Annotated in this window: 19 protein-coding genes and 3 pseudogenes; 12 read left to right on the top strand and 10 right to left on the bottom strand. The window is 58.8% G+C overall.

Going from position 1 to position 24,899, the window contains the following annotated elements; translation table 11 throughout:
- Window positions 1-3 precede the first annotated feature (3 nt).
- Complete coding sequence (locus ACVMDN_RS03695) at window positions 4-1,662, top strand: carbamoyltransferase family protein (protein WP_456835643.1); 1,659 nt, start codon at window positions 4-6, stop codon at window positions 1,660-1,662.
- A gap of 669 nt (window positions 1,663-2,331) precedes the next feature.
- Here the strand turns inward: ACVMDN_RS03695 and ACVMDN_RS03700 are convergent.
- Window positions 2,332-3,108, bottom strand: a complete 777-nt coding sequence (locus tag ACVMDN_RS03700; protein ID WP_456835642.1) for an N-formylglutamate amidohydrolase — start codon at window positions 3,106-3,108, stop codon at window positions 2,332-2,334.
- 294 nt (window positions 3,109-3,402) lie between these two features.
- Complete coding sequence (locus tag ACVMDN_RS03705; RefSeq protein WP_456835641.1) at window positions 3,403-3,567, bottom strand: hypothetical protein; 165 nt, start codon at window positions 3,565-3,567, stop codon at window positions 3,403-3,405.
- Between the two features lie 580 nt (window positions 3,568-4,147).
- Between ACVMDN_RS03705 and ACVMDN_RS03710 the strand changes: the two are divergent.
- Both ACVMDN_RS03710 and ACVMDN_RS03715 read left to right on the top strand, forming a co-directional pair.
- Window positions 4,148-4,476, top strand: a pseudogene (locus tag ACVMDN_RS03710) (IS481 family transposase); the annotation flags it as partial.
- 127 nt (window positions 4,477-4,603) lie between these two features.
- Window positions 4,604-6,026, top strand: a pseudogene (locus ACVMDN_RS03715) (IS701 family transposase).
- A gap of 710 nt (window positions 6,027-6,736) precedes the next feature.
- Here the strand turns inward: ACVMDN_RS03715 and ACVMDN_RS03720 are convergent.
- Together ACVMDN_RS03720 and ACVMDN_RS03725 are read right to left on the bottom strand one after the other, a co-directional pair.
- Window positions 6,737-8,200 carry a hypothetical protein gene (locus ACVMDN_RS03720; RefSeq protein WP_456835640.1) on the bottom strand — a complete coding sequence of 488 codons (1,464 nt, stop codon included), beginning with the start codon at window positions 8,198-8,200 and terminating at the stop codon, window positions 6,737-6,739.
- A 1,142-nt stretch (window positions 8,201-9,342) separates the two neighbouring features.
- On the bottom strand, window positions 9,343-10,332 hold the full coding sequence (locus tag ACVMDN_RS03725) for a LysR substrate-binding domain-containing protein (RefSeq protein ID WP_456835639.1): 990 nt from the start codon (window positions 10,330-10,332) through the stop codon (window positions 9,343-9,345).
- Window positions 10,333-10,460: 128 nt separating this feature from the next.
- On the opposite strand from ACVMDN_RS03725, the gene ACVMDN_RS03730 reads away from it, so the two are divergent.
- The 8 genes from ACVMDN_RS03730 to ACVMDN_RS03765 all read left to right on the top strand — a co-directional run bounded on the left by ACVMDN_RS03730 (window position 10,461) and on the right by ACVMDN_RS03765 (window position 20,877).
- Entirely contained in the window at window positions 10,461-11,057 is a 597-nt protein-coding gene (locus ACVMDN_RS03730) for a PCC domain-containing protein (RefSeq protein ID WP_456835638.1), read from the top strand.
- Window positions 11,058-11,284: 227 nt separating this feature from the next.
- Window positions 11,285-11,890: a PCC domain-containing protein gene (locus ACVMDN_RS03735; RefSeq protein WP_456835637.1), complete on the top strand. Its 606-nt coding sequence runs from the start codon at window positions 11,285-11,287 to the stop codon at window positions 11,888-11,890.
- A gap of 96 nt (window positions 11,891-11,986) precedes the next feature.
- Complete coding sequence (locus ACVMDN_RS03740; RefSeq protein WP_456835636.1) at window positions 11,987-12,583, top strand: PCC domain-containing protein; 597 nt, start codon at window positions 11,987-11,989, stop codon at window positions 12,581-12,583.
- A 461-nt stretch (window positions 12,584-13,044) separates the two neighbouring features.
- Window positions 13,045-13,716, top strand: coding sequence for a dienelactone hydrolase family protein (locus tag ACVMDN_RS03745; protein WP_456835635.1), 672 nt, complete (start codon window positions 13,045-13,047; stop codon window positions 13,714-13,716).
- A gap of 1,984 nt (window positions 13,717-15,700) precedes the next feature.
- Window positions 15,701-16,537 carry an ABC transporter substrate-binding protein gene (locus tag ACVMDN_RS03750; RefSeq protein ID WP_456835634.1) on the top strand — a complete coding sequence of 279 codons (837 nt, stop codon included), beginning with the start codon at window positions 15,701-15,703 and terminating at the stop codon, window positions 16,535-16,537.
- Window positions 16,538-17,769: 1,232 nt separating this feature from the next.
- Window positions 17,770-18,717, top strand: coding sequence for an HpcH/HpaI aldolase/citrate lyase family protein (locus tag ACVMDN_RS03755; RefSeq protein ID WP_456835633.1), 948 nt, complete (start codon window positions 17,770-17,772; stop codon window positions 18,715-18,717).
- A 106-nt stretch (window positions 18,718-18,823) separates the two neighbouring features.
- Complete coding sequence (locus ACVMDN_RS03760) at window positions 18,824-19,990, top strand: CaiB/BaiF CoA transferase family protein (RefSeq protein ID WP_456835632.1); 1,167 nt, start codon at window positions 18,824-18,826, stop codon at window positions 19,988-19,990.
- A complete protein-coding gene (locus ACVMDN_RS03765) occupies window positions 19,987-20,877 on the top strand; it encodes an MBL fold metallo-hydrolase (RefSeq protein ID WP_456835631.1) in 891 nt (296 codons plus the stop codon). Before ACVMDN_RS03760 ends, ACVMDN_RS03765 begins: the two co-directional genes overlap by 4 nt.
- Before the next feature lie 261 nt (window positions 20,878-21,138).
- Here ACVMDN_RS03765 and ACVMDN_RS03770 read toward each other — a convergent pair.
- Window positions 21,139-21,701, bottom strand: a pseudogene (locus tag ACVMDN_RS03770) (ISL3 family transposase); the annotation flags it as partial.
- 521 nt (window positions 21,702-22,222) lie between these two features.
- Here ACVMDN_RS03770 and ACVMDN_RS03775 point away from each other — a divergent pair.
- Window positions 22,223-22,396 carry a hypothetical protein gene (locus ACVMDN_RS03775; protein ID WP_456835630.1) on the top strand — a complete coding sequence of 58 codons (174 nt, stop codon included), beginning with the start codon at window positions 22,223-22,225 and terminating at the stop codon, window positions 22,394-22,396.
- A gap of 143 nt (window positions 22,397-22,539) precedes the next feature.
- Here the strand turns inward: ACVMDN_RS03775 and ACVMDN_RS03780 are convergent, their stop codons facing one another.
- From ACVMDN_RS03780 to ACVMDN_RS03800, 5 genes are all read right to left on the bottom strand, one after another.
- Window positions 22,540-23,406, bottom strand: coding sequence for an IS110 family RNA-guided transposase (locus ACVMDN_RS03780; protein ID WP_456835629.1), 867 nt, complete (start codon window positions 23,404-23,406; stop codon window positions 22,540-22,542).
- 103 nt (window positions 23,407-23,509) lie between these two features.
- On the bottom strand, window positions 23,510-23,935 hold the full coding sequence (locus ACVMDN_RS03785) for a transporter substrate-binding domain-containing protein (protein WP_456835628.1): 426 nt from the start codon (window positions 23,933-23,935) through the stop codon (window positions 23,510-23,512).
- Between the two features lie 63 nt (window positions 23,936-23,998).
- Window positions 23,999-24,493, bottom strand: a complete 495-nt coding sequence (locus tag ACVMDN_RS03790; RefSeq protein ID WP_456835627.1) for a hypothetical protein — start codon at window positions 24,491-24,493, stop codon at window positions 23,999-24,001.
- Entirely contained in the window at window positions 24,460-24,711 is a 252-nt protein-coding gene (locus tag ACVMDN_RS03795; protein WP_456835626.1) for an MBL fold metallo-hydrolase, read from the bottom strand. Before ACVMDN_RS03795 ends, ACVMDN_RS03790 begins: the two co-directional genes overlap by 34 nt.
- A 12-nt stretch (window positions 24,712-24,723) precedes the next feature.
- The gene (locus ACVMDN_RS03800) at window positions 24,724-24,888 is read right to left on the bottom strand and encodes a hypothetical protein (RefSeq protein WP_456835625.1); all 165 of its coding nucleotides are present in this window, start codon (window positions 24,886-24,888) and stop codon (window positions 24,724-24,726) included.
- Window positions 24,889-24,899: the final 11 nt, after the last annotated feature.

Consider the following 24,899-nt stretch of genomic DNA (forward strand, 5'->3'; position numbering starts at 1 on the left):
CCAATGAATATCCTAGGCATCTCAGCTTACTACCACGACTCTGCGGCTTGTCTCGTCTCAGACGGCGAACTGGTGGCTGCCGCGCAAGAAGAGCGCTTTACGCGGAAAAAACACGATCCAGGCTTTCCAGCCTATGCAGCTCGTTACTGTCTCAGCGCCCGAGAGCTATGTCCAGCCGACGTCGACTATGTCGTCTTCTACGACAAGCCCTTTAGCAATTTCGAGCGGATCCTTGAAACCTATCTAGCTTTCGCGCCGAAGGGATTTAAGAGCTTCGCAACGTCGATGCCGGTTTGGCTAAAGGACAAGCTGTTTCAAAGAACGCTGATTTCGGAGGCGCTGACCGAACACCTTGGGAGCGATATCGATTGGTCAAATCGACTTCGCTTTTCAGAGTACCATGTCAGTCACGCCGCGTCGGCGTTCTTCCCATCGCCCTTTCACGAAGCCGCAGTGTTAACGATGGATGGTGTCGGAGAGTGGACGACAACCTCTCTTGCCATCGGTAAGGGAAAGGAACTATCGGTCTACAGGGAGATCTACTTTCCGCACTCCCTTGGTCTGCTGTACTCAGCATTCACCTACTACACCGGTTTCAAGGTGAACTCCGGTGAGTACAAGGTAATGGGACTGGCGCCCTACGGCGAGCCCAAGTACGTGCATCTGATAAAGGAGCACCTGATCAGCATCAAGGAGGATGGGTCGTTCCACCTGGACATGAGCTTCTTTGACTACTGTACTGGATTAACGATGACGACCAGTCGGTTCGACACGTTATTTGGTGGCCCGGCCAGACGACCAGAAGGTAGATTGACACAGAGGGAGATGGATCTGGCGGCCTCCATTCAGGCGGTTACCGAGGAGGTCGTCCTAAAGCTTGCAAGCGAAATTCGGACCACAACCGGACAGAGGAATCTCTGCCTAGCAGGAGGAGTAGCGCTTAATTGTGTTGCAAACGGAAAGCTCCTGCGCGAAGAGCTCTTCGATAACATCTGGATTCAGCCGGCTGCCGGCGACGCCGGCGGCGCGGTGGGCGCAGCACTCGGCGCCTACCATCTCATGCTTGAAAAGCCCAGGAGCATCCATTCGGGCGACAGCATGAACGGCGCGTATCTAGGGCCAGAGTGCAGCCAGTGCGAAATCGAAGAGAGACTAGGAAAGGCCGGCGCGGAATTCACGATCGAATCCGACGAAGCACTGATTGACCATGTCGCACATGCTCTCGTTGACGGTAAGGCGGTTGGGTGGATGCAGGGTCGGATGGAGTTCGGCCCGCGAGCGCTCGGCGGCCGCTCCATCATTGCTGACGCCCGCTCACCGACTGTCCAGAAGCAGCTAAATCTCAAGGTGAAGTATCGCGAGTCTTTCCGTCCGTTTGCGCCGAGTGTTCTGCGAGAGGACGCTTCGCAATGGTTTCAGCTGGATTCCGACAGCCCATATATGCTCCTTGTGGCCGACGTGATGAGCGCGAAGCAGCTACCGATGTCAGAAAAGCAAAAGCAGCTCTTCGGCATCGATAAGTTGAACGTCGCGCGTTCGGAAATTCCGGCCGTCACGCACGTGGATTACTCCGCGCGGGTGCAGACTGTGCATCACACGACTAATCCGCGGTGCGGGTCAATGTTCTGCATGCCAAAGCCGGCGCGAAGCGGCGCCGTATAAAAGTCGGAGGCACCGCGTGCAAGACCGGGTGTCGTCGTTGTCTTCGATGTTTTTGCATTGCTCGTTGGCGCGCTCGATGTTTTGCAGCTTGCTGATATTGACGGCGAGCGCAGAGTCATAAGAGGCATCGTTAGCTGTACGCGCGCCATGCGCTCGCGCTGCCGCTCCCGGAAATATTGTTCGTGCGCCTCCCGCTCGAGACGCGCTCGCCACGACGTTTCCGTATATTGATTTCCGACATCCAGATGTTGAGTTCATATGCCGACTCGGCACGCTGACGGAAGTTGTCTGATGCAGCTTGCGCTCTTCCCTGATACACGCAAGCAACACGCGCTCTGGGGGAGTACACCCGATCTCTTCGTCACCGGGCACGAGCTCGTCAGCTATAGGTTCCAAGAGCTCTTGGCACACCGCAGCCTCCGATCTCGTAGCTGAGGATCGCGCTACCCTGGTGAGGCTCTTGGTCGCGTGTAAGGCGCCCTGCCGCGCAAGATGCCTCCTGCGGTCTAACTACTCCATCGACTTCGCGATTGTAATGATAGGCTCTATACTGCCGGCGGCATCGGCATAAGGATCTTTGACTGCGCCGCCTCGCGTCAACGCAAAAGCAGGCCAAGCAATCGCGTCGAACTATTTGGCTTGATCCGTATCTCGCGCGCGGTTGGAATGTCACACTTTGACGAGCTCTTTCGCATTGATGTCCTCCAATGCCTCAGCGATCAAGTCGGCCCACAAGCGCTGCCCATCGGCTTCGCGGATCAAGTCATTTCGAATCCCAACCAGCAAGTGTGGCAAGCCGCGCCCATCGCCGTGCACTTGGATCGTGTGGTCGCAAATATCGTGGATCAAATATGGCTCGTTGTGCGCCGACAATATCGCCGGGTGACGCCTTTGGAAGGAAACGAGGAAACGCTCGGCAAAGCGCCGATCACAATTTGACAGCACGCCGAGCAGCCGAGATCGTTCGCCTCCTCCTGCCAGCGGTGGCGTGACGCTATGTACCACGATCAAAATCGTGGGTGCGCCGACTGCCACGCGACGATCGAGAAGTTGCGTGATTTCCCGATGGAATGGCTCGTGGATCTCCGTATAACGTTGACGTCGATCACTCTCATTTAACAACAGGTTGCCAGGAACAATTGTACCGTCGCTCACCCTCGGGATGCAGTCCGGCGCTTCAAGAAGCCGATTACAGTCGATAACGAGCCGACTGTAGGTCTGCAGGACGAGTGGTGCAGCGAGTTGCTGTGCAAGCCGCCGCGCCACATCTTCGGCGCCGGAATCGTAGGCGATGTGCTTGAGCAGTTCGGCAGTGGGCAAGCTGAGGTTCTTGAGCTGCTCTGGAATTGTAGCTCCCGCCTGATCGCAGATCAGAACGAAGTCCGAGCGTCCACCGGCATTGACCACTTCGACCGGTCTTGGGTCAGACGGCGAGAGAATGCTCACGGGAAAATTTGGCATTATGCGATAGATTGCTGCGCCCGATTGCGCCGACCAACATACTGAGTGGATCAAAGGACCCAAACCCTCAGATTGGGTAGCTTGGTTGTCATTGTCGGATAGGGACTCGACGTTATTCACTGAGGAATGGAACGCGCTCTTGACGCGATATCGCCTGCAGCGAGTTCAAAATGTAAACCACTCGGAACTATAGTCTTGCACCGCTAATCACATTGGCGGGTTGGCTGCCGCCGATCGCTCCGTGGAGCTTTCTTCATTATGCTGATCTGCGCCATTTCTCTATTTTTCCGGGGGGCGCAGGGACAGGAACCAAGAATCAAGCGGCGTTGCAGCATGTGCGCGGAAGCGACCGTTGAAGAAGACATCGTCGGGCGGTTTGCCGGGCCGCGAGACGTCCAGCGTGACGTCGCGCTGATATGCCCACAGGTCAAAGTCACGCGACACGAACTGAATGCCTTGACCGACGCGGATCGTCGCTGGGACGCCAACTCTCTCAGTCCCTACAGGACCTCGACGGCTTCGACGCCGAAGCGGGAGGGGAACCGTGGGGCCAGCGCAGGCGAGAACCGAGAGAGCGACCTACAAGGTAACCGCCCGGAGCGTCCTCCTCTCGGCCAACTGATCGTGGACGAAGTCACCCCCTAAGTCTCTTTTGATCGGGTCGCCGGCTTACGATCATCGCGCACCTTGGCCTCGATCCGGTACTTGAGTGATTTATTGCTGCAACGTAGACGCGCCGGGCATTGTTCTGGCCGTGGCGCCAACCGCACCCCACTCCCCGGGGATACTGCTAACCTCGGTAGGGCTGCCATTTTCAGTTCTCATGTAAGTGTATGAGCCCGTCTCGGGAAACGCTCCTCACGCAATGCACATGATCGGAGACGCGCCCGACAGTTCGTAGTTTGCTGTAATGTGAAGAAGGCCCGCTTGTTCATTAACCTCTTACTTGCAAGGAGACGACGATGGGTGAGGTAGTCGACGAGCCAGCTAACATGCGAGCGTGCGACGCCTAGTGTCTAGTCCCATGGGCCAGATACTCCATGGAGCGCCACGACCGCGCACGCCATCAGAGCGGCAATATAGCGATCGAAGTCTTCGCTCAAAGAACTAGCCCTAGAGCACGGTCTCAATCTCGCTAAGTGGCGTAAACGCGCCTTTATCCACGATGCGCGGATGGGCCCCAAGACTGTGCGATCGACCGTGCTCTCGACCGCGGAAGAGGCGATGGTCCTTGCCTTCCGCAAACGTACGTTGCCGCCTCTGGATGATTGTCTTTACGCACTGGAGGCGACGATCCCGCATCTCACACGGTCGTCCTTGCACCGCTGCCTGCAACGTCACGGGATCAGCCGCTAGCTCAAGATCGGCCGCGATAAGCCCCCCAAGCAACCCTTGAGCCTGCTTAGTCTGACTGAGTCACAAAACCGCCGGCTAGAATCAGTGATGGTTGCAGCATGGACCATCAGCCGATGAGGCCGACATGAGCGGGCGTGGCGCCAAGACGAGCGAGAAGCGATTTGCGGCGTATTTGGGAGGGCTTGCGAGTGTTATCGGTCATGCTGATCGGAAGGCGCCGCTGCGCGACTATTGCGTCGGCCTGATGGCCTGTGGCGGTCGCAAGAGCGTGGAGCCGATGGCGGCGGTAACAGCTCCGGAACGGACGGCCGCCCAGCATCAATCGCTGCTGCATTTCGTCGGCAGCGGCGCCTGGTCGGATGAGAAGGTGCTGGGCAAGGTACGCGAGATGGTCCTGCCGGCGATTGAACGCCAGGGCCCCATCGAAGCCTGGATCATCGATGACACCGGATTTCCCAAGCAGGGGCGACATTCGGTTGGAGTTGCACGGCAATATTGCGGCCAGCTCGGCAAGCAGGATAATTGTCAGGTGGCGGTGTCACTATCGATTGCCAACCACCACGCCAGCCTGCCTGTCGCCTATCGCCTTTATCTTCCGAAGGAATGGACTGAGGACCGCGATCGGCGGCGCAAGGTGGGCATTCCTGTCGAAGTCGACTTCCGGACCAAGCCGGAGATCGCGCTGGAGCAGTTGCGGCGGGCCTGTGCGAGCGGCTTCCGCGCGGTGTCGTGCTGATGGACGCGGGCTATGGCAACAACAGCAACCTGCGCACGGAGATCTCGGCACTTGGATTGACCTATGTGGCGGGTCTTCTGTCGAGCACAACGGTATGGGCGCCCGGCACCGGTCCCTTGCCGCCGAAGCCATGGTCGGGCCGCGGCCCTCCACCGAAACTGATGCGCCGCAACCGTCAGCATCAGCCGGCCGCCGTCGAGGCGCTCGCGATTGGCCTGCCGGCCAAAGCTTGGCGCACCATCACGTGGCGGCAAGGAACGAACGAAAAGCTGACCTCGCGCTTTGCACGCGTGCGGGTCCGTGCCGCGTATCGTGATTATTGGCAAACCACCCCGCGATTGGAGGAATGGTTGCTGATTGAATGGCCGAAAGGCGAGGACCAGCCTACCAAATATTGGCTCTCGACATTGCCGGAGGATGTGGCATTCCGAACTCTCGTCGAGACGGCTAAATCGAACGCGACTATCAGGACCTCAAGCAGGAGGTTGGGCTCGGACACTTCGAGGGACGCGGCTGGCGCGGCTTTCATCATCACGCAACGATGTGCATTGCGGCCTACGGATTCCTGATCTCCGAGCGGGAGACGATTCCCCCCTCAGGCGCTCGGCGCGCCCAGCCGATCCCGCTCGCTCGCGTTCCCGCAGATTACAGACCCCGCGGATCTGCCGCTGCGGACCCAACGTCACATTCCAAATTCGATCGCGACGATGCGACGACGGCTCGAACATGGGCTCGTCCGAACGCTGTCGAGATGTCCTTGTTGTGCGATCAAGTTCGACCACTACACAGATCATCGTTTGTGACGCAGTAAGACTAGCAGCGTGTTGAATATTCGGAGGCTCGGACGGCGGGCTCAACCAACTGTGGCACTGCACCGTTGAAGGTGCCGTTCCGATCTGTTAAAAACAGTAATGTCGAACCCGTTCTCTCTAAGTTGCTGCAGGGGAGAGAACGATCCATCTTCAATCACGCATATGCGCAACCTTCTACGCTGGTCCACCTTCGAAGCGAATGTTAGTTTGGTATCAAATTTTCTCAGATCATCTATCGTCAGGAATTTGCGAATATTGGGCCGTATGGAAACCAGCATGAGTGTGTTCTCCAACGTACACAGTTTGCTTCATTAATTGCCGAATTGTCGTACGATGCGGCCCTCCTTCTCGTTTTCTTGAGTGGGCCAATTCCGCGTGCATGACACGGACACTATTGCACTTCGATTTGGAAACAGAACATTGGCGCAATGGCAGGAGGCCACGGCGATGCCGCAGCGTGTGTTGGAGCACGCTTGATTGTCTGGGTGGATCAAATTGACTCACCCTTTCCGCCCTCGATTGCCTTGGATTTGTGTCTGATGCGCACCAGTCGGTTTGGCTCCTTGGGCAGTGCGGCCTCCAGCAAATCCTGATTGTCCAGACCGCTCCAGTGGAGTTGACCCCGTTAGACCGGGCACTCGGCTGGTTTGACTGATGCACAATATGGTCCCGCGGTGAGCGGAAGCCCAGCCGGAGCCGCGCTTGCGGTTTAATTTGCATTCTTGAGCCAGCCCGACAGCGACGCCCAGGCCTCCTTGTTCAACCGATGGCAGAGCTGGCGATCCAGGTACTCCTGGACAGCACCTGACAACCACCAGCTCATCGAAACGTCGTCGATCGGCGCCGTGGGAGGCGCGTCGTCCCCGCCCTGGACCTGCAGATGGCACCCGTTGCCGGCACCTTGCAGTGCGTGGGGCGTTTGATCGAAAACCTGGAAGCGGACATATTTGATTCCCTTTGCCGCGCGCGCCGCCTCGACGGCCTGGGCGGCGTGACCGCTTCGCGTTCCTATAAGGGCCGTCAGCGGAGTCGTCACGCTCTCGTACCACCGTGACAGACGCGGTGTCGGTCGCAACTCGTTGCGGGCAGGCATATTGCCAACGGAGGTATTTTCGCCGGCGCGCTGGACCGGATCATTGGTAACGTGCAGGATGACGGGCTCCATCGCATGCCTGAGTTGCCTGATCGCGCGCGCGAGCTCGAGCGCCGTGGTGACGCCGTCATTTTCGAAATAGCCACCATCAACTACGCGTTCCGTCGGGCGCCTTGGATCGTCGCTCGGAACCGCGCCACAGGGCGAAATGACGGGAAAGCGCGCGCTCAAAGTCGCCGCGGACGACAGCGGGATGTCGTGCGTGAGAAGCTCTTCGAACAGGTCGTAGGATTCCGGAAAGACGCGCCGTTGCTCGTTCGCGCTGTCAGCATAGAAGGGCGACAGCTCGGAAGCGATCACCCGCCGTCCGGTATCGACGGAAGTGGCGTTCAAAAGCAGCAGCGGCAGCCAGCGCGCTTCGGCGCCGACATATCCCAGCGGCCGTGCCAAACCTCTGCGGTTCGAGAGTTCCGGATCAGAGCCGACCATGATCCCAATACGGGACGCGAGGCTCGTTGGTGCACTCAGTAATGTCGCATAGCGAATTTCGAAGGCGCGCTCGAGCAAGGCAGCGCGGTCGTCGCTGTCGCTACCGAATGCCTTTGCGATACCGCTAAAGCCGCTCCAAGGATCGCGAAACGCCAGGCCGAGGATTGCGGGCGACAAGAAGTCGCCGGCAGTCAGTCTCTGAAGACAAGCCTTCCAAGAGTTTTGCTGCACGGGCTGAACGGAGAAGCGGGTGAAGGCGCCGCCCCCCTTAAAGCCGTACCACAGCGCATCAGTGCTCTTGCACGGCGCAGCACCGTCGCGGCCGGCGTCCGCCAGTGCGGAGCGGATCATTGCTGCCCCCACCGAGCCGCCGGACACGCCGGAGATTGCAAATGTCTGCGCACCGAAGTCGTGGAACGCGGGGTTTCCGCGGGTTGTATCCAAGATATCGCCAAGGACGGTTGCGCCAAGAAATGACGCGCGGCTGGCTCCTCCCGCCAACGCAACGATCACCGGATGCTTCGCGCAGTCGGCATCGCTGGAGCGATTGGGGTCGCAATTGGGCGCGGACGCTTCATCTCGTTCTGCCAAAGTTTGCCCCCTTCGATTCGACCGATATCAATACTTTCTCGCTGGGCCAGGTCGCCGACGCCAAGCAGATGTTCGCCGCAATGCTTCGAGTCGGCGGTCACGACGACGATTTTGGCTGCCGGAAGCGCCGGCCGTTGAGATTGTGTGTGCGCAGTCTTGGTAGCACCGTCAGAGCATCCGCCGACCTGAGTGAATCGAAAGGGATTGAACGAAGCCGCTGGCGCAGCATTGAATTTGTTGCTGGAGTGCGAGTGCCAACAACCTTCTTGCCGTCGGCAGGCGGCGCTTCGGATGAATAGACCCGTGCAGTCGGATCAACAATGAGAACGACCAACGACATCTCGCTACATCCAAGGGGCGATGCCGCGGCGTCGCTCTGCAATTCCCTCATTGAAGGCTCGGACTTCTCGCGCCAGGGTTGTCACAAGTGACTTTTCCGCACGCCGAGGGGCCCGATTGGGCAGCACCTGGATGATGCGCACGTCGGCCCCGCGCGGCCAATGTGACGCCGGCGCTCTGACACCTGAAGCGAGAGAGCTCGGAATCCTTAGCGTCCGATCCAAGCCATTGCCCGCTTGCGTAGTCAATCAAAACACAATGCTTGCGATCTGTTCGCTCCAGCCCTGCGGTGTTGCGCCGTCTCAGATCGAGCGCGTCATGGTGACCCGATCTGCAACCGGACTGAATAGCTACGACGCGCCTGGACTCCCCTTTATCATTACATGTTGCAGGCGCAGATGTCGGCGAAGTTCACTTCCATTGCCGCACTGCTCGGAAAACGTGTCACGGAATTGCGATACTTGAGGAAGTCGCACAGAGGGCTTCGTTGCTCGTCGCTGAGAGGGGAGTGGACGGAATTAACTGTTGAAGTACTAGCTGCAAAGATGGCGCGACACTCACGATGTATCCTGCAGACGTGGCCGACATGAACTGGGATACAGCCGTCCACGCGAAGTTCGAGAGGCTTGCTTTCCCGAGGCTTCATGCCGCCACCCGAAGCGTCCGCGATGTCGTAGCCAGTCTAATGCGCTTGGTGGCAGGCTTATGCAGCTCGTGCGAGCAGCGCGCTTTCGACATGCAACCGTTGTTCCATCCGGGGCTGTCGTAGATGTTGTCGGCGCCTGGCGCGAGATAGATGGTTCTCAGGCCCGCGGTTCGGTCCTGTCCACATCGAGCGCTTCGCCCGTGATGTGTCGCGTGATCCTGCTTTGCGCCAGCAACCACGCGACGAACGACTCGACTTCCGGCCGTTGCGCGCTACGCGCCCCCGAGACCAGGAAGTAGGCGAGCGGCGAATCGATGCGCAGTTTAGGCAGCGGCTCGATCAGGTCGCCGTTCGCCAGTTGCTCCGCCACCATGGGCACTCGGCCGAGGAGCACGCCCTGGCCGGCCAACGCGGCCTGCACCATCTGGTGCCCGTAGTTGAAATACAGCCATCGCCGGGGCTGGAGCTTCTGCAGGCCATGCTCGTCGAACCATCGCCGCCATGTGTGCCACTGCGTGTATGTGGGGTAGGCATCGCCCGGCTCGATGAGCGTGAATTGCGCAAGATCCGAGGGCGTCTTCAGCCGTAGCTCGTCTTTCAGTGCCCGCGGGCTGACCACCGGCGTGAGCTGCTCGCCGAACAGGCGTACCGCGGCCAGCGGCATGCCCTGCATCTGCCCGTAGCGCAGCGCGAGGTCGACGCCGGCGGCCTCCACGTCCAGCGTGTGGGGCGGCGTATCGATCCGGATGTCGATGTCGGGGTGCGCGCGCTGGAAGTCGTCCAGCTGCGGGATCAACCACATCGACGCGACTATATTAGGGGCGCTGAGCGACACCACGCGGCGGCCGACACTCTGGCGAATCTGCCGCACAGCGTAGTCGATGCGCGGCAATGACTGCGACACCGCCATCAGCAGTAGGGCACCGGCGCTCGTGAGTTCGACGGAACGGGTGTGTCGCAGGAAGAGGCTGGTCCCAACTTCTTGTTCCAGTGCCTGGATCTGCCGGCTCAGGGTCGATTGCGTGAGGGCCATTTCCTGAGCGGCCACGCTGAAGTTGAGGTGCCGCGCGACGGCCTCGAAGATCCGAAGGTGGCGCGCGGAGATCGGCCGCGTGCGCAGATGGGTTCGTGAGTGCTGCATCGTCATCGTTGGCCGCGGCGGGGAGCCCGCATGCATTTATGCGAATCATGAATGAAAAGACAAGGGGGATTTCATTAGACAGGCAGCCCCTCCGTGACGGACATTCGGCACAATCATTTTCGGAGATCTACGAAATGCAAAACGACGGTATGAAGAAGCGGCACAACATGCTCAGTGGAAAGATTGAGGAGATCATCTACGCGCAACTTAAGCCAGGTGAAGATCTTCTTCGTGCCCTTTGGGAGATCTGCAGCGAAAACGATGTCAGGACAGGAATACTTCTGGATGCGACGGGCTCGTTGGACGGGGTTAGAGTTAAGCGGGAGCCGCATGAGCCCCGTCCAGGAACAGGAGTTCGTGCGATCGACTACGCTGTGGTCGATGGGCCGCTCCATGTAAGCGCGCATGGCCTAATCGGGACGGGCTGGGTGCCTGACGAGTCCGTCAAACCCTCCCCGGAGCTTGTCCGTGGCGGTGGTCACACAGGATTCGGCCCTGCGGGTTTTGCGGGGCACAAGAGCCCTTACTTCCTTGTTCATATTACGGTGACGAGCCCGTCGCAGACGGTCTGCGGGCACCTCTTGGAGGGCTCACCGGTTAGCCAATATGCGAACTACGGGAAGGATGACATGCCCTCGGACTTCACCGTCGCGATCGCAAAAGTTTCAGGGGTCGTTCTGAAGGCGACCCTGGACAAGAGCGGTTTCTATCACGAACTCGTAGCTGCATAAGCGCACCATGCACGACGCCGGTGTCCAGAATGCTACAGCTGTACGCGCCGCGACGGCCATGGCCTGTTTGCCAAACGTTGGGCTTCCGGTGAACGTTTCTGACGCTTCGCGCTCGAACGCTGGAAGTCACTCGACGTGAGACCGCATCGCAAGAAGAATTTTTTAGCGAGAATGAATGGCTCAGCTGATGCAGGTCAGTCACTAGCGACCGTTTAGGAGATCTATGAATGCAGAACGATCACAAGAAAAGGCAAGTGCTCAAGGGCAAGATCGAGGAAGTCATCTACGCCGAAATCCTGCCGGGTGAGGACTTTCTTCAAGCCGTTTGGGACATCTGCAAAGAAAATGACATCAAGACCGGCCTCCTGCTGGAAGCGACCGGTTATCTGATGAACCTTAGGATTCACCGCTATCCTCATGAGCGACGACCAGGAACCGGATTCGGCGGCGTCGACTTCACAGATATCACTGGATCGCAGGGCTTCGAAATCACCGCTACGGGCATTATCGGATTGGGCTGGGTGCCGGACAAGTCCGTTACCCCGGGGCCTGTACTCACCCGACTCGGCGGTCACTCCGGCTTTGGCGCGATAGGGTTCGAAGGACACGAGACACCCTATGCCAACATTAATGTTGTCGGAACGAATGCGGCCGAAACCGTCTGTGGACACCTCATGGAGGGTTGCCCCTCTTATTCTCCCGCCGAAGATCACCCGGAATGGGACCCTGACGTGCCCACGCATTTCACCATTGTGATCGCAAAAGTCTCCGGGCCGCTTTTGAGGGCTACCTTGGACAGGAAAGGCTTCTATCACGAACTGGTACCAACGTAGGTCGAGCATGCGCGGCCTTCAGGCTCGGCAGAGGGAAAAGATTAAAGAAAACTCCCGTCCGAGCCCAACTAAACTCAACCAATTTGGACCTCTCAAATGCAAAAGGCGCAACAAATGCAAAAGAATGACGTGAAGAAAAGGAGAATGGTCAAAGGCAAGATCGAGGAGATCATCTATGCGCAACTCAAGCCGGGCGAAGACCTTCTTCCGGCTCTTTGGGAGATCTGCAAAGAAAATGACGTCAAGACCGGAATCCTTCTCGACGCGACAGGCTCGTTGGATAGGGTTTTGATACAGCGGGAGCCGCATGAGCCCCGACCAGGCACAGGATCCTATGGAATTGACTTCGCTGTGATCGATGGGCCGCTACAGGTAAGCGCACATGGCATCATCGGATGGGGCTGGGTGCCGGACGATTCCGTAACACCGGAGCCGGTGACTACCCGCCTCGGAAACAGAGGCTTCTCCTGGGGAGGCTGGGAGGGACACGACACGCCCTATTTGCATGTTCACATCACCGTGACGAGTTCGTCTCAGACGGCCTGTGGGCATCTCATGCTGGGTTCACCGGTTAGCCAGTCCAATCTCGATGGGACCTCGAACTTCACGGTCGCCATCGCAAAAGTTTCGGGGGTCATCTTGAAAGCGACCTGGGACAAGACCGGTTACTATCACGACCTTAGAGCCGCATAAACGTAGCAGACGCGGCGCCGGCCCCTTGAATGCTAGCGGTGCATCCGGCGCCGCGCGCGATCGTGATACAACAGCCCCACGTGAAAGCCGCTTACATCTTAACGAGCAGCATGCCGCAAACCCGAAACTTAATGGTGATTGTGCAATCGCTCGCCAAAGGTGAACGTTTGTGAAGCTTCGCGTTCGATCGTCTGGAGCCCGTTCGATGTCAGACCGCGACGCTCACATGTTACGCGTCATCTCCTGGATGGCTCATGGCGTCGACGGGCATGTCGCGGCCATCCGCTCTTCCGAGCGGAAACCAAGGAGTGGATGCCCGGGACAAGCCCGGTGACGACGTTATGGAGCGAGCGACGATGCGGCTAGATCGAACCGCAAGTGGCCTTCATCTTTTGAGATGCGTGACACGCTCCTCAGGATGACAAACCTGAATCAACAACCGACAACGAAGGACAACCCTCGTGGGACAAGACATCAAACTGACGACCTGCGACAAGTTTGAGCTCGGCGCTTACCGGGCCGATCCCAGCGCCGCGGCGAGGGGCGCGATCGTGGTGGTCCAGGAGATTTTTGGCGTCAATCACCACATACGCTCGGTCTGCGATCGCCTCGCGAGGGAAGGCTATGTCACGATCGCGCCGTCGATCTTCGACCGCACCTCGCCCAATTTCCAGTCGGGCTATTCTCCCGATGAGGTCGCCGAGGCCTGCAAGTTCGTCGCCAATCCGGACTGGGCGGCGATGCTGCGCGACACGCAAGCCGCGATCGATGCGGTGAAAGATGTGGGTCCGGTCGGCATCATCGGCTTTTGTCTCGGCGGCAGCATCGCCTTTGTCGGGGCTATGCGCTTATCTGGCCTCAACGCGGCGGTCGGCTATTACGGTGGCGCTATCGTGCGCTTCGCCGACGACGCGCCGAAGGTACCGACGCAGCTGCATTTCGGCGAGAAGGATGCCGGCATTCCCCTGAGCAATGTCGATACCATCAAGACGAAGCGGCCGGATGTCGAGGTCTTCATCTACCCCGGCGCCCAGCACGGCTTCCATTGTGACGAACGCGCGAGCTACGACAAGACCAGCGCCGAAATCGCCTGGGCGCGTAGCCTCGCGTTTTTCGCGAAGCACCTGAAGTAGCGCGCAGCGATATAGCTGGCCGATCAAGCCAACTCAGGTCGCAACACTCCTATGCGGCACGAGAACGCGGACGTCCTCATCCGCAATCCATTCGTAAGCGGTAGGCGTGCCAATTTGAGGCACAAGGCTGCGAGCGAAACGATGCTGTCGATCTAAGTTTAATGAACACCTATGCACGTTAATGAGAAGCGGCGGCGCCGACACAGCGAGCAGTTCAAAGCGCAGGTACTAGCCGCGTGTGCTGAGCCGGCAGAGTCGGTCTTGGGGATGGCGTTGTCGTTTGGGCTGAACACAAACCTCGTTCGCCAAGCGCGGTCACAGGGCTGTCCCCCGCGAAGGCTTCTGTGTGGTGACGACACAAGAATAGAAGCATTTTAATTGACTGAAGACCGATCGTGAGCTCGCCGCGCTTGTCAGATCGGTTCGAGCTCACAGCCGGGGAAGGTTGCCCCGTCCTCGGTCACAGCCGAAACAGGCCGCGTGGACGCGTGATAGCGAGGCGCGGAGTCCATCGGAGTGCAAAATAAAGTGCTGGCGATCTTTATGCAGCAGTGGGAAGCCCAGTCATCGCGATCGCCTTAGCGAAGGACGACCCCGCGGTTCGGGCAAGCGCTCAAGAAACGCCCTTCCTGCCGTCGTGGCAGTTGCTGTCGATCGCTGCAGAAATGGGACGTGACGGATGATGCAACCAAACAGCAACGATCAATGGTCAGCTCTGAGCGCACGAGAAAATCACTGACCGCAAACTCACTCTGCTTCGTCAGTCTTGTGCTGTAAAGGTGGCAATAGCACGTCTTATCACCAAGAACAGCTCGCACATTGAGCACTTGAAGTGCATACCGAAGCTCCATCTTTTTCCGCTTGCAAGACGCGTTCGACGCCGACGGTAAGTTCGTGCTAGCGTTTCCCAGAACCTCAGGAGATTGAAAGCACTATTGCCTTGGGCTGCTACCGACGCTCAGCTCGCCCATATTACATCTCTCAGGTCACGGGCAAAAAGGTACTGGGCGTCGGCGGCAGGGAGTGCGGCTCACGAACACACCCAATAGAGACCGCCTTCCCGCAATCCTGCGCCATGGTTATGCAAGTGCTCGTTTTTGCAGAGTTTCTGCAATCCGCAGCCCATTTTCGCCGCCTTTGATCATCGGCGCTCGATTAGTTTTCCGTCGGAAACGCAAAGCTCAGACTAAGGCGAAGAAGCAGGCCTAGGCTATCGTGGGGGCCTCTATGAGTCAGGAAGAAGTGCGCGCGATCGCTCCGGGGTTGTTCTCCGCTACACCACGAGACGCTCACCCTGAGAATCGGTCCTTTCTCGAGGCCGCCAGACCCCGCAGCTGTATCGAGCGGCTGAGCGCTACCCTCGAAAAGATGGGTCAGTGCAGCGGTGTAATCGCCGTTTTCGAGAAAGATTTCATTCTGGCCGGAAGTCGCGCGGCGAGCGCACAGTGTCGGCTTCCGCATTCAAATTCACGCAACCAGAATTGGCAGTGGTTCTGGAGAGCCCCAGCGGGAAGCCTCAAGAAGTGCCGATCAACTTTAGAGCGGCTTGGGGCGATCATGAGGTGGAATGGCATCAGGGCGGCTACAAAGACCGTCATCGATGGACACAAGTGCTGAAGCAGATCCGTAAACGAGCCGAGGCCCGCCCGTGAACTGCTCGCGCCTGTCGGAAGTGCACCGCCGGTGGACACGATTGGTATGTTGCGATCGCTCATGTTCTCGTGATCGCGCTGCTTGTTTGATGGGCCGGCGTCTACGCTCGATCGCGAACTGGCCAAGTAACTCGATATAATGAACGATCTGCAGGGATGACCGTGAGCCTACAACGACGAACTCGGCTTCGTACGGTGGCCGCGCCAAGTATTACAAATGCGCTCACGGAGGTGACCGAGCAGGATTACCCGAGGTCAGAACCAGCACCCACGACCTCTGTTTCGGCAGTGCCAGCAAAACGCTACATAATAAGATACTAGGAGCTAGGGATATGCTTTCAAGAACCGGACTTCATCTCGCTATATCCATGTTCGCCATCGCGTTCTGTGCCGATGCTGACCCCACCCACGCGGCGACAAAAACTATCATTAATGCATTAACGACTCCGGTGACTCCGCCGACCGAATACAAAGATCCGGAGACCGGCAAGCTGATGGGGTTCGACATTGATCTTTTTGAGGCCATGGCTGCCAAGATGGGTGCGAAGGTCAACTGGATTGAATCTGCCTGGGAGCAGATAATCCCCTCGCTCAAGACAAAGCGCGGTGACGTCATCGTGGCCTCGATGTTTCAATCTCCAGAACGACAAGCTGTTGTTGACTTCCTCGATTATCTGAACGATGGAGTGACGGTCATCGCGCTACGTGCCAACGCTGCCCGATTTCCCAACATGGACGCGTTATGCGGCCAACGTGTAGCGGTAGGGCCCGCCTCCAATCCGAGAGGTTCCAGCGAGCTTAAAAAGTGGAGTGATGAGCATTGCACCAAGGCCGGCAAGCCGATGGCGATTGGGGTGGAGACCACTGGCACGGCCGATTCCCGGTTACAGCTGAACCAGGGCCGTGTAGACGCGGCATTGCAAGCAACAAACACGGTAGGTTATCAAAGCGTGATCGAAAATAACGCTTACGTGGTCGTTGGGAAGCCACTCTACTCGGGGCCACTCGGAATCGCTTTCTCGAAGGATGATACGCAGTTCGGACAGGAACTCAAAAAAGCACTCGCTGCTCTCATCGCCGACGGCACTTATCAGAAGCTGATGCGCAAGTGGAACCTACCGGATATTAGCGCGATCGAACAGGCCACGATCAACGACGGCCAGCCCTGAACGCACATGGGCGTAAGCTTAGTAGATCTAGCGAACGATCCATGGGCACGAGACTGGCGCGTTGCGGACGCGAGATCTGGAGGGAACGGTGGACAACCACCATTCAGCCTGAGTCCATCCCTTCTCGACCTGCACCGGGCTCGTACGTGGGTCCGCTCGTCCTTCAGCCAAGGCGCTGCCGGACAACCGCTATGACGGATACACACTCGGCGATGTCATTTCAAGACGCGAGAAGGTCTCCGCGTGCAGAATCGAGCGCGCGCATGTGGATAGCGATGCGAGGCACAAAACGAAAACTTGCGACGCGTCTCTGGCCATAAGGGCGCGGTTTCGGGTGACCGAGCGCAAGCCCTCCGTCGCTCGGCCATCGAAACGGTGAGAACGCCGGGCCGCTCGATGTTCGGTGGCTCCGGGAATACGCAAACGGATCCGTCAGTATGTCGATCCGAGTAGTGTATGTGCACCACGAAGGCAGCCTGCGTTTTCATCGGCGCTGTACCATGGATCTGAGGAGCACCTGCCGACCGAACCTCGCTGGCGATGATCGCTTGCCACGCAGCGAACACAGTATAAGTGGAGCTCAACAATGTCCTCGCTGCTGATGTTGTCATATAGGGCGAAGAAGGGGTTGCCAGCTTCTGCCTGCGGTTTCGCGTGCCACGCCATCTGCACTTTCTGAACAGTTAGGGAGTGATAGGTTACGCAATCCTCCGGTCCCTCCCTTGCATGCCGCGATCCAAAGAGGGCCGCGCTATCTGCATATGAAGGTGAGGGGTGCGGAGGCAAATTTCTCACGGTGGCGTTCTTCGCATTCCTTACGTCGTGTAGCGATGTTGTTCTCGCTCTTTTCCTCGGCGGGACGAAAGAAAGCACACTACCGAAACGAACGTGGGAAGGCACTGGGAGGTCGACCCGACGACGCCGCAGTTTCGACGCTTATGATAATGATCTCAATTGTGCTTTTGGCTGGTTCTCAGCTCGCGCCCCTTAGATCGCAACGGGCGCGCGGCGCTGGACGAGATAAAAGCCGAAACCGGCCCTCTGATGATGCAGCTACCAACTGGGGGCGAACATTCTCCTGCGTCTCGCGCGGATTGGTCCGCACAAACTCGTTGAGTATGCTTTCTCCGCGCTGAAATTCGACTCCAAATCCCAGCCAATTGCGTTAAATCGTATTTAGAGCTCGTTAGACTGGAACTTGGCAGGTAAAATTAGAAGTTTAAGGAAAATAGATGCCTCAGACGTTTCGAGACGCTAAGTGGTATCGCTCGATGCTCTTTGTCCCCGGACACAAGCTCGACTGGATGTTGAAGGCGCCAAAATACGGTGCGGATGCCCTGATGTTCGATCTCGAGGACTCGGTTGCGATCTCTGAAAAACCAGTAGCTCGTAACGCGGTCGCGGAAGCTATCAGGGAACTGCGTGCAGGCTCTTTCGGACGATTCGTCAGGCTCAATGGGTGGCGAACGGGCCGTCTGTTAGACGACCTTAATGCGGCTGTAGTCGATGGCTTGGACGGGGTGATGCTGCCTAAGACTGAAGGGCCGGAAGATGTCGCAGCACTAGACCTTGTGCTTGGGGAGTTGGAGAGATCGCGGGGTCTGCCGGTCGGCCGAATAGAAATTTGTCCGAGTGCCGAAACGGCACTGGCGATGTATAGGTTCTTCGACATCTGTATGGCATCCCACAGAATAAAGCGGGCCGGCTGCGCTGGTGGGCCCACGCCGGGTGGAGACGGGGCTCTTGCCCTAGGCTTGCGGATCGGCGACGAGGGCGATGAGGGGCTCTACTTCGGTGCCTATTCCATGCTTCAGGCTCGAGCTGCTGGAATTACGCAAGTGGATGGCGCTATGACCGCCAAATTGGATGACCTCGAACTGGTGCGCCGAATCTCCCAAAAATCAAAGCGCATGGGGGCGACATGTGGGACGGCGATCCATCCCAGTCATGTTCCGATCATCAATGAGGTCTACTCGCCATCGCCCGACGAAATCGGGGAAGCTCGCGACATCATGACCGCTATGGCGGAGGGGACGACGCGCGGCGATGCTGCCGTCCGGTACAAATCAAAGTTGCTGGACTATGCTAATGTCCGAGCCGCAATTGACCTGCTTAAAAGGGCTCAAGCAGCCGGGATAGATGTCGGCAAAGTTCCAGACATCGATGTGCCCGCACATTGAACAGTGCAAGTAGGCTGTGGTGACCTGGTGCCGACACAGCCGTGAATGCATCTTGCTCGGCGGTGTCCCGATTTGAAGTAAGTTAGCCTGGATACAAGGAACAGAAATGGCGGAAGCTCTTGAAGGGATAATTGTGCTTGATCTCACTGCGTATCTCGCGGGGCCGTATGGGGCCGCCCTGCTGGGCGATGTGGGGGCGGAGATCATCAAGATAGAGCCTCCCGCCGGCGACGCGACACGGCACTATCCATCGAGTCTTGCTGAAGAATGTAGGACGTTCCTCGGAGCTAACAGGAATAAGCGCTCCATCGTGCTGAACTTGAAGCACGCTGACGGACTAGCCGCGTTCTATAGACTTGTTGAGCAGGCCGATGTGGTGGTGCATAATTTCCGACCCTCCGTCCCTCGATCTCTTGGCATTGACTACGAAGCACTGCGCAGTCGGCGTCCAGATCTCATCTACTGCTCTCTTACGGGTTACGGCGAAAGCGGCCCGCTGCAAGATCATCCCGGTTATGACACGATGCTCCAGTGCTTTACCGGTATCGCATCGATGCAAGGAGCCGCGACGGGAAAACCGCAAATATTGAGCGGTTCGATCGTGGACTACCACTCGGCCTCCTTCGTCGCTTTGTCGATTTTGTCAGCCCTCGTGCATCGACTGCGCACGGGCGAAGGACAGCACGTGAAGCCCTCCCTCTTGCGCTCGGCAATCTCATTGCAGGCTGGTCAGTTCATATGGGCAGAAGGCGAGCCCCGCAACGTCGAACGTTGGTGGGGGGCGAGTTACTCCGGAATCTACGCAACCAAGGAAGGCCATGTCTTCATTCAAGCCACCACCCCCGCTTTTTGGAAGGCCCTTTGTGAATCCCTTGGTTTTCCCGAGTTGGCGGAGGCCCCCCGCTATGACACGCTCAGGAAACGTACCGCTCTGAAGGACGAGATCATACCGCTGATACGAGAAGCCCTAATGCAGCATACCGCCCTGGAGTGGGAACAGCTAACGCTTGGCAAGCTACCTTGCATTGCAGTCCGATCGATCGAGGATATGTTCGACCATCCGCAACTCCTGGCAGAGGGGCTCGTCGTCGAGCACGAACACCCCACTGTCGGCAAATACCGGAGCATGGACAGGGCAATCAAGATGGGAGTGGGAGATAAGCCGACAACGCGCGCTCCCATGTTGGGCGAACATACGAACGAGGTGCTGGCACGGTTCGGATTCCGGGATGACGAGATCACGGCGCTGCGGGCGAAGGGGGCTGCAGCATGAAGACCCAGACTTTCGGGGACGTCCGCGTCGATTCGATCACGGAGTGCGAGTTTGCGATCGAGCCGGGCTGGCTGCTGCCGGGCGTGACCCCGGAGGACGTTGCGGAACATGAGCACTGGCTGGGTCCCAGTCTCGTGGAGCCGGGTACGCGAAATCTGAAAGTCCTCTCGCATGCGTATCTCATCCGCACGCGACACCATACGATCCTGTTCGATACATGCTGCGGTAACGACAAGGAACGTCCCGAGATGCCCGAGTGGCATCGACTGCGGACTCCCTTCTTGCAGAATCTGGCGCGCGCAGGCGTTCTTCCCGAGCAGGTCGACTTTGTCATGTGTTCGCATTTGCACGCCGACCATATCGGCTGGAACACGCGGCTGCACAACGGAGAATGGGTACCCACGTTCCCCAATGCCCGCTACCTGATCAGCAAAGGCGAATTCGACTACTGGCGCGAAGAGATCGAGACAGGTCGTGCGAAATCGAGCAGGACGCAGCCATTCGCCGACAGCATATTGCCGGTGGTGAAGCGCGGCTTGGCGACGTTCGTGGAAGATGACCATGCGATCGAAAACGAAATGCCGGACGAGGTGCGCTATCTGCCCCTCAACGGTCATACCAAGCACCACTGCGGGCTTTACCTCCGCTCGCGGTCGCAAGATGCGATCTTTAGTGGCGACGCCATTCACCACCCGATCCAGTTCGCGCGGCCGGATTGGATCAACCCCGCCTACGACCGCGAGGCGGCACTCCAAGTGATACGTGACCTGATTGCCCGCTGCATCGACACGCCGACGAAGCTGTTGACAGCACACTTTCCTGCACCCACGGCAGGGCATGTCGTGAGCGAGTCGGGCCGCGCCCGTTTTCGCTTTGACTCCGATTGAGCAGGGGCTCGAATGGATGTCACCGCCGCGTCTTCGGAAATCGGATCGACAAAGTGCGACCGTCTTCGCCATCAGTCGCATTGGCAGGCGGTGGCGAGAATTCCTCGTCATTATGGGTGCCGGCAGCCTCTGCGATGCTCACCGTCTTTAGAGCGCGGACTTTGTCGATCCGTTGATCGTTGTGTTTCGGCATGGAATAAGGACCTTTTCGGGGGGATCGGCATCCAATCGGAGCTCCGACGAAATTTTGGAGCAGCTTACTCATTCAGCACCTATCAGTCTGGCCTGCAGCAAATCGATTTTGCCGCGGCCGTACATTTGACGTCCGACAAGCTTGAGGCGAGTGATCTTTCCGGTTTGTCCGTTCGACCAGGGCAACGTGATTGCCGCTCGAGCCGCCGCTTCATCCTTCAGGACGCCGCTCGCGATGAGGCGACAAGACTAGCGCGATCCCGATGGATCCACAGGGTAAGGCCCGCCTCCGCTTTGCGCCAGATCATCAAGTGGAGTTCGGCGATATTTCGCGCGGCTCGACTAGTTTCGGTACGCCAGCTTCGATCGCCGCGACCTTGATGGTCTCCGCCTTCGTGAGCAGATCCCGCCCGATTGTCTGAGACGCGCGATCGTTCTGGCCGACGGAATCCGTTGAAGGTTCTCTGCGTCGGCTTTTTCAGCCGGTCGTCGGCGCGTCGCCCATTCGCTGATGACGCGGAGCGAGTCTCGGAAGCCACGCGCCGTTAGGCGACGCCGGAGTTGGCGCCGTTTCGGCAGCCAGCTGCCCACTGTTCGTCGAGCCACGGCAGGTGCTGATCGAGCGAACTCCGTACGCACGCTCTACAACAAACCGCGCGGCACCAGACTGGAGTGCTTGCTGCATGGCGCTGATTCTCCCCAATCAAAGCGCCAGACCTTCCCCAAACTGCATCAAAAGTGAGAACCCAATCGGGACCCTGGGACAATGGTCCACAGTGCCTTCCATCGAGTCATGCAAGTCGGGATTAGATGCTGGTGATGGACACGATTGCCAACATCCGTGGCGTCTATTTTCTTGATGGTCGTCCGATCAAGGCGATCTGCCGAGAACTCGACGTGCGCGGAAGCTCGTTCGCAAAGTCATCCGCTCTCAAGCAAGGGAGTTCCGGTACGAGCGAGAGGCGCATCCGCCGCCCAAGATGGGCCCTGGAGAGTCGAGCTTGACCGGTTGCTGGTGGCGAACGAAGCGCGGCGGGTCGTGTCCCAAGGAGTGGTGTAGCTGGTAGCGAAGCCGCTCGCGACGCGCGCCCCACATAGCGCCGTAGCGAGATTCCCGGCCGCGCACCACGCCAGGCTGCACTCGACGGATGAGATGGACAAGCGATTTTTAATGATCGGCCCGATGACGATTGCGGGCATCGCGTCCATTCTTTTGTTCGGCCGCGGCGCGGGCCATTCTTCCGTCCCGGCCACCGATCTCGCAGCCGCCGCGCTCGGGCCGGTCAAGGCTGGCCGCGTTTGCGGCCACCGCACGGCTTGGCCTTGACCGGCCCGAGCACGGCGGCATGCTGGCGTGGAATGGGACTGCATTCCTGGCTGGCACTTGCCGTCAGCGGCGGTTATGGTTGTCGGGCGCGGGCGACCTCGTGGCGAAGCGTGACGCGTCGGCTGAAAGCGTCACCGGACTGCCTATTTTGCCCTGCCGAGCTGAGGCGCCCGCGCGCTGGGTTTTGGCCGCCGCGGTTTCCATTGCGACACCAATCGTTCGTAGTTTCGCTCCGCCTGGGCGGCAATCAACATCTCACGGTTGCGCAGCGCCTTGATGTTGTAGGCATAGGCTGGTCCGCGCCGGCTGCCCTTCTGTTGCGGCTGTCCAGCTTGAAGTTGCATTGCGCGGGTCTTGTTGGCGACCAGCGCCGGACGCGCCCACAGGTAATCCTCGCCCTTCGTCAACAAATGCCAGCAGAGCACGGTGAGCTTGCGAGCCACGGCCACCGCGGCGACCTGATGGCCACGCCGGGCGCGAATCCGCACGAAAAAAGCATGGAGTGGACCGGGCGCCTTGGCCGCGGCCCAGGCGGCCTCGACCAGCATGGCGCGCGCGTGACTGCGGCCGATCTTGCTGATGCGATCCTGATGGGCGGCTCCCAGTCCCGACTGCCGCACCCGCGGGTTCAGCCCGAAATAGCTCACCAGTTTCTGCGGGCTGTCGAACCGGCTGATGTCGCCGATCGCCGCCACGATGCCGGCGGCGACCGCCAGATTGACGCCGGTGATCGTCATCAATCTGTTGACCGCGAGATCGTCGATGGCGTCCTGCGCGATCTCACGGTCGAGCAGAGCCAGGTCTTCCACCAGCCGGTCAAGCTCACGGACATGCCGATCGATGGCCGCGCGCTCATCGTGCGGCAGCTGTTGGGCGGCCAACCACGCTCGGCCGCGGGCGTTGAAAAGATCGGCATGCGGGCACTTCGGGATTAGGTGCGCGTGCAGGATCGAATGCACCTCGTTCTTGAGCCGCGTGCGATGCCGCACGACCTGGTAGCGCCGCGCCACCAGCCGACGCTTGCGTTCGGTCTCCGCGTCAGGCGTCCAGATCTACGGCAGGTACCCGGCCGCCTGCAGACTGGCGAGCGTGCCGGCATCGATCTTGTCGGTCTTAACGTGAGCCTGGGCGATCGCCTTCACCTGCAGCGGATTGGCGATAATCACCCGTGCCACGAACGGCGCCAGAACCCGCGACAACGTCGAGACGTCGCGACAGAATTGAAGGAAGGTACTGCGGAACCGATGTCTCGATCCAATTAACCTTGGCGTCCATCTTTGCTGCCATCGCTTCCAGCAGATCGATATCGAATCCCACAAGCTGCGTCGTGGCCGGATCCTTGTATTCGAACGGCGGATAAGCAGGGTTGATGCCCGCATTGATGACGGTTCTTGTCGATCGGGCGCAGACGGCTCCTGCAGCCAGCCCGATTGCGACAGTAAGCGCGCCGATCACAATGCGAAGCCCTCCTGAAGTCATGTCGATATCTCCATTTGGTGTCTTCAAATAATGGATTGACGTCAGCGCGCGTCGCAGCAATCGGGCAATTCCGCAGTATTGGCATGTGCGAGCGAGTCACATGGGAGCCGGTTCACTTCCCTTTCAATCAGCGTCAAAGCGAAAGCGAGCTTGACCCGCGACATTCACGACGCCCCCAGCCGTTGGCGCCGGAAAATGTGCTGTCAACAGCTTTGTCGGCGTGTCGATGCAGCGGGCAATCAGGTCGCGTATCACTTGACTTGCCGCCGCGCGGTCGTAGGCGGGGTTGATCCAATCCGGCCGCGCGAACTGGATCGGGTGGTGGATGGCATCGCCGCTAAAGATCGCATCTTGCGACCGCGAGCGGAGGTAGAGCCCACAGTGGTGTTTGGTATGACCGTGAAGGGGCAGGTAGCGCACCTCGTCCGGCATCTCGTTCTCGAAGGCATGGTCATCTTCCACGAACGTCGCCAAACCGCGCTTCACCACAGGCAGTACGCTATCGGCGAACGGTTGCATCCTGCTCGACTTGGCACGGCCCGACTCGATCTCTTCGCGCCAGTAGTCGAATTCACCTTTGCTGATCAGGTAGCGGGCATTGGGGAACGTGGGCACCATTGGCCGTTGTGCAGCCGCGTGTTCCAGCCGATATGGTCAGCGTGCAAATGCGAACACATAACGAAGTCGACTTGCTCGGGAAGCACGCCGGCGCGCGCAAGGTTCTCAAGGAACGGTGTACGCAGTCGATGCCAGGGAAGGTACTCGGGACGTTCCTTGTCATTGCCGCAGCACGTATCGAACAGGATCGTGGTGTCGCGTGCGTATGAGATACGCATGTGAGCGCGTGATCAGCTTTCCAGTTCCCGGCTCCACGAGACGTGGACCCAGCCAGTGCTCATGTTCAGCAACGCCCTCGCGTGTAGCTCCTTCCAGCAGCCGTCTGGATCGATCGCCATACGATCGTATTCTGCAACCGAGTCGACGCGAATATCGCCAAGGATCTGGGTCTTCATACGGCGGACTC

It is taken from the genome of Bradyrhizobium sp. USDA 4510 (assembly GCF_054059095.1).